2 protein-coding genes are annotated in these 5,754 nt (G+C 74.8%); one reads left to right on the forward strand and one right to left on the reverse strand.

Going from position 1 to position 5,754, the window contains the following annotated elements; all coding sequences use genetic code 11:
• Positions 1-271: 271 nt before the first annotated feature.
• On the forward strand, positions 272-1,567 hold the full coding sequence (locus G3I53_RS23555) for a cation:proton antiporter (RefSeq protein WP_164438737.1): 1,296 nt from the start codon (positions 272-274) through the stop codon (positions 1,565-1,567).
• A gap of 86 nt (positions 1,568-1,653) precedes the next feature.
• On the opposite strand, the gene fxsT is transcribed toward G3I53_RS23555, so the two are convergent.
• Positions 1,654-5,754: FxSxx-COOH system tetratricopeptide repeat protein (gene fxsT, locus G3I53_RS23560; RefSeq protein WP_275406521.1), on the reverse strand; the 4,101-nt coding region annotated here is incomplete at its 5' end.

Raw genomic sequence — 5,754 nt, forward strand, 5'->3', positions numbered from 1 at the left:
GCACGACCCACGTGCGGGCGCACAGGAGGCGCACGGCGGCACGGACGGCGGCCGGACGCGGCACGGGAGGGCGCCCCGGCCCGCCGGTGCCCCGGCTCCCGCCCCCGGACGGGCACCCCTGTCGCCGGATGCGCCGCCCATCCGGGTGCACCGACGCCCGACGTGTCGTCAAACTACCTATATTCTGCGCTAGTTGACCTCAAACACGCATACGAGGCAGCCGTGTCGGCGGCCGGCCGGCCGTGCGGACCGTCGGACCACAGGGGGATGCATGCGTGCCGACGCGCTGATCGCGCACTTCGTGGGGGCCGCGGCCCTCGTCCTGGTGGCCGCGCACGCGGCGGGCTGGGCCGCCCGGCGGCTCGGCCAGCCGTACATCGTCGGCCAGTTGGCGGCGGGCATCGCGCTCGGGCCGTCGCTCCTCGGCCAGGCGGCCCCCGGCACCTACCGGGCGCTGTTCCCCGAGGGGATCACCACCGCGCTCACCGGGTTCGCCCAGTTCGCGCTGGTGGTCTTCCTGTTCGCGGTGGGCTACGAACTGGACGTGCGCGTGCTCGGCGGCCGGGCCCGGGTCACCGTGGCGGTCGCGCTGGCCTCGTTCGTGGTGCCGATGGCCGTGGGCTGCGGCGCCGCCCTGCTGTTCCGGGACCGGCTGCACGCGCTCGGCATGCCGCGCGACCTCTCCCCGCCCATGGTGCTGTTCGCCGGGATCGCCCTGTCGATAACGGCCGTTCCGGTGCTGACCGCCATCGTGCGGGAGAACGGACTGGCCAGCACGGTGCCCGGTGTGGTGGCCGTCTCGGCGGCCGGGCTGCTCGACGTCGTCTGCTGGACGGTGCTGGCCGGCACCATGATGGACGGCGACGGTCACGCGCTCGGGCTGCCCTGGCGGGCCGCTCTGGCGTTCGCCTTCGTCGCCGTGATGACGGTCGCGGCCCGGCCGGTGCTGCGCCGGCTGCTGTGGCGCACCGGGGTGGACCCCTCGCTGCGTCTCGCACTGCTCATCGGCTTCGCCCTCGGGTCCGCCTGGGTGACGCACTCCCTGGGGCTGCACGTCATCTTCGGCGCGCTGCTCGCGGGCGTGGTGACGCCCCGGGAACCGGGCGGCACCCTCGACCCCGACCTGGTGCGGCCCCTGCACGAGGTGGGGTCGCTGCTGCTGCCGTTCTTCTTCGTCGTCTCCGGCCGCTCCGTCACCCTGGACGGCATGGACGCCGCGGGCTGGGCCGCCGTGCTGGTGGTGACGGTCCTCGCGGTGGTCACCAAGGTCGGCAGCGGCACGCTCACCGCCCGGCTCGGCGGTCTGGGCCGCGACGACGCCCGTACCGTCGGCGTGCTGCTCAGCGCCCGGGGGCTGACCGAGCTGATCGCGCTGGAGGCGGGCCTGCGGGCGGGCCTGCTCAGCGGACCGCTGTACAGCGTGCTGGTGTTCATGGCCCTGATCACCACGCTGCTGACCCAGCCGCTGCTCGGCCTGGTCCGGCGCCCGGCCGGGCCGGCCGTCGGCACCCCGGCCGCCCCCGGGAAGCGGAAGGGGGCCCCGGCCCGCGCGGCGGACCCGGGCTGACGGGTCGCCGGGTGCGGGGGCGGGGCGTGCCCGGCGGATGGCACACGGTGCCAGGCACGCGCCCCCGCCCCGAGGGCGCCTTCGTCCTACAGCGGCATCGGGGCCAGGTCGCACTCGATGCGGCGCTTGATCTGCGCGGCGGTCAGCCAGGGGTGGTCGGCCCGCACCACCCGGTTGAAGCCCTCGACCGCCTTGCGCTGCGCCTCGTCCGCCTCCGCGCCCCGGCCCAGTCCCCGCAGGTCCAGGGAGAGGTTGGCCAGGCAGGACAGGGTCAGCGGGTGGTCCTCGCCGGCGACCTCCGCGAGCAGCGGCAGGTTGGCCTCGTCGATGGCGTGGGCGCGCTCGAAGTCCAGTTGCGCGTACGCCGTGTTGGCCTGCCCGATGGCCGCGGTCCGGGTGATCACGTGCAGGTCGCCCAGGGTCGCGGACAGCCGGTGCACGGTGTCCTCCTCCACCTCGTGCGCGGCGTCCAGCCGGGGGATGGCCCGCAGGGTGGCGGCCAGGTTGATCCGCGTCAGCAGGGTGTAGGCGTGGTTCTCGCCGAGCAGCGCCGCGTACCGGCCGGCGGTGTCCTCGCCCAGCGCGCGGGACTGCTCGTGGTCGCCGGCCAGCCGCAGGTCGACGGAGAGGTTGATGGCCGTCGCGAGGGAGTCGGCGTGCCCCGCCCCGTACCGGGCCACGAAGCGCCGCAGGGTCTCCTCGGAGAGCTTGGCCGCCTCGTCGAGCGCCCCGTCCCGGCGGCGGCAGACGGCGAGGTTGCGGGCCACGCGCAGGGTGAGCGGGTGCTCCTCGCCCATCGCGCCACGGGACCGCCGGTAGACGTCCTCCAGGAACTCGCGGGCGCCCGGGTAGTCGCCGCTCTCCCGCATGTCGATGGCCAGGCCGTTGAGGCTGTTGAGGGTGAAGAAGCTGGTGGGTCCGAACATCATCTCGCGCTGGCGGGCGTTCTCCTCGTCCAGGGGCAGGGCCTCCCGGAACTGTCCGCACAGGCGCAGGTCGACGCCCCAGCTGTGGGTGGCCCGCAGGGCGACCGGGTCCTCCGGCCCGAACAGCGACCGGGCCTGCTCGGTCGCCTCCTGCCCGAGGTCCCGGGCCTCCTCGAACCGTCCCTGGTAGCGGCGGGCGTCGGCCATCTCGCACAGCGAGTCGATGAGCTCCTCCGACCCGAACTGCACCCGTCGCGACACCTCCAGGGCCTTCTCGGTGAGCGGGATGGACTCCTCGATCTGGCCGATCTGGCGGAGCGTGAACGCGAAGCTCTTGGCCATGCGGATGACGTGGGTGTCCTCCTCCCCCGAGGTCGCCAGCCACGCCTCCCACGCCTGCCGCCCCAGCCGGGCCGCGCCCTCGTGGTCACCCCAGTAGTAGAGGAACAGCACGGTGTCGTAGACCAGCGTGCGCACATAGGTGTCGGTGCTGGTCACCGCCTCGGAGGAGAGGATGTGCGGCAGCAGCGCCTGGTAGGCCCGCCATTCGGTGGCCGAACCGTAGGGGCCCGGCTTGGCCGCCGACAGCAGCTGGTGGGCCGCGTCCCGCATGCGCTCGCGTTCCTCCTCGGACAGCTTGGCGAGGAGCACGGTCTGGAGCAGGCGGTGCATCTGCAGGGTGTCGGTCCGCGGGTCCACCTTCACCAGCGAGAACTGGCTCAGGTCCCGCACCGCCCGGTTGAGTTTGATCGACTCTCGCAGCAGGGGATCGATCTCCGGGGTGATGTTGATGCCCCGGCTGCCGCGCAGCATGGACCGCGGGATGGGCTCCGGCGCCATGCTGGCGCAGATGTCGAGGAGCTGGCGGGCGCCGATGTTGTTCTCCCGGATCCGTTCCAGGGAGATGTCCCAGGCGGCGGCGACGGAGACGGGGTAGTCGGGGGCCGGGTCCAGGTCCAGGACGTCCGGGCTGCGCTGGGCCAGCAGGTCGAGGTAGTCGTCGACGAGCATGCCGGTGACCGCGCGCCAGGCGCCCGCCTGCTCCACGGCGAGCGGCAGGTCGCCGAGCGCCTCGGCCAGCCGGTCGGCGTCCTCCACCGACAGGTCGGGCGAGCGCCGCTGGAGCAGTTCGACGGACTCCTCGCGCTGGAACACGTTGACCGGCAGGGGCGTCGCCACCCGCTCCCAGGCCCGGTTCCGGGAGGTGACGATGACCTTGCCGGGGCCGTTGGTCGGGAAGAACTTGCGCACCGCGTCGACGTCCTCGGCGTTGTCGAAGACGAGCAGCCAGTTGTCGTACGGGCGGCCGACGCGCAGCGCCTCCAGGACGGCGGGGACGGCGGTGTTGGCGGTGGAGGCGCCCGGGCTGTCCTGGCCCGCGGTGACGCCGAGCCGGGCCGCCAGCGAGGACAGCGCGGCCAGGATGAGGCTCTCGCGCTCCGCCGGGATCCAGCAGATCACCCGGTAGTCGTACTGGTGGGTGTAGATGTACTCCAGCGCCAGCTGGGACTTGCCGACGCCGCCGAGGCCGTGCAGGGCGTGCGGCAGCACCGCCGCGGTGTCCTGGGCGCCGAGCTGGTCCTCCACGGCCCTCAGCAGCGCCTGGCGGCCGACGAACGAGGTGTTCCTGAGCGGAACGTTCACCATGAGGGCCGGCGTTGCGGTCGTGGTGCTCTGCATGAGCGGCTCAGCCTCCGGGGCTTCGTGTTGGGTCTCGGTCACCGGGCTCGGCACGGGCTCTCCGGGGCGGTCCGGTCGGTCCGACGCTGGAGTCATCCCGTCCTGATCGTCGCGGAAGACGCCCCCGTCCGGGTGGTCCACCTCACCGGGGGGTGCTCCGGACACGCCGGGGTCCACCCGTTCGGGTGCATCCGGCAGGAGCCGGGAGGGGTCCGGTTCGATGCGGCGGGCCCGTTCGGAGTAGGGGCCCGACAGGGCGCGCATCACGGCGAGTTCGCTGCGCATCCAGCCGCGCTCGGCCGGGTCGGGCAGCACGGTGCCGGCCGGGTCGCGCAGGGCGGCGCGCAGCGCCACTCCCCTCGCTCCGGCCGCCGGGAGGTCCCCCACCAGGGCGACGGTGCGGGCGAGTTGGGAGCGGGTGGTGGCGGCCAGCAGGGCTTCGCGGACGCCGTCGGCGAACTCCGGGCGGCCCTCGCCGCCGCTGTCCCAGTCGATCAGCCCGCCCATGAGGATCTCGGCGAGGTGGTCCGGCCCGGTCTCCGGCATGACCCGGCGCCGCAGCTGCTCCACGAGGTCGAACTCGAAAGGGATGGCGGCGAGTTGGGTGGCGAGGCGGCGGGCTGCCGGGGTGGCGAGGGTGAAGAAGCGGCGTACGGCGGCGGCCGCGGCGCGCGGGAAGCGGGGGGCGCGCAGTCCGGGGGCCGGAGCGCCCTTGGTGAGCGTGCCGGCGAGGACCACGGGCAGGGAGCGGCGCACGCCGCGCTCGCCGGTGACGAGGTCGGCCCAGGTGGCGACGGAGCCGGGTTTGAGGGAGAGCACCGGCACCGGCAGGGAGTCGTCCCCGGCCTCGGGCAGCGGCCGCATGGGGTCCGGGCCGCCGGGCGGCGCCCAGTGGCCGAGGGCGTCGTTGGACGCGCCGAAGCCGCCGGCCTCCAGGACCGCCGGGTGCGGGTAGAGGGAGGTGCGGTGCCGCAGGTGGGGCGGCAGGAGGTGGACGAGCGCCGTGGGGCCGGAGCGGCCGAGCCGGCCGAGGAGGGAGTCGGCGGCGGTGGCGGCCCAGCCGTGGGCGAGACCGTCGGTGACCACGAGGAAGACCCGGCCGCCGCGTCCGTCGAGGAGTTCGGCCGGGTCGGCCGGGCCCCCGCCGGTCCCGCGCAGCACGGCGGTGCCGGTGCGCGGGAGGGCGACGCGGAGGGTGCGGACGTTGCGGAAGGCCCCGCTGTGCTCGGCGGCCCGGGCGAGCCGGGTGACCGTCTCCTCCCAGATCCGCATGGTGGGGGCGTCGTCGGCGAGCAGCACCAGGTCGAAGGCGGCGGTGCGGGCGGGCCGCAGGAACGGCAGCCACATCCCGTCGGCGAGGCCCTGTTCGGCGGTGGTCTCCTCGTCGAGTTCGTGGGTGTCGCGGGAGGGCACGTGGCGGGCGAGCTGGTGCAGGGCGCGGGCGAGCAGGGCGGTGCGGCGGCCGGGGCCGTGCTGCGGCAGGTTGGCGTCGGGCAGCAGCGGCGCGCCGACGTGGAGCGTGGTGGTGCCCTCCGGGTGGGGTAACAGGCCGCCTTCGGCGGGGAGCGGCACGGTCCCGGC

The organism is Streptomyces sp. SID14436, assembly GCF_010548465.1.
In the GTDB taxonomy this organism is placed as follows: domain Bacteria; phylum Actinomycetota; class Actinomycetes; order Streptomycetales; family Streptomycetaceae; genus Streptomyces.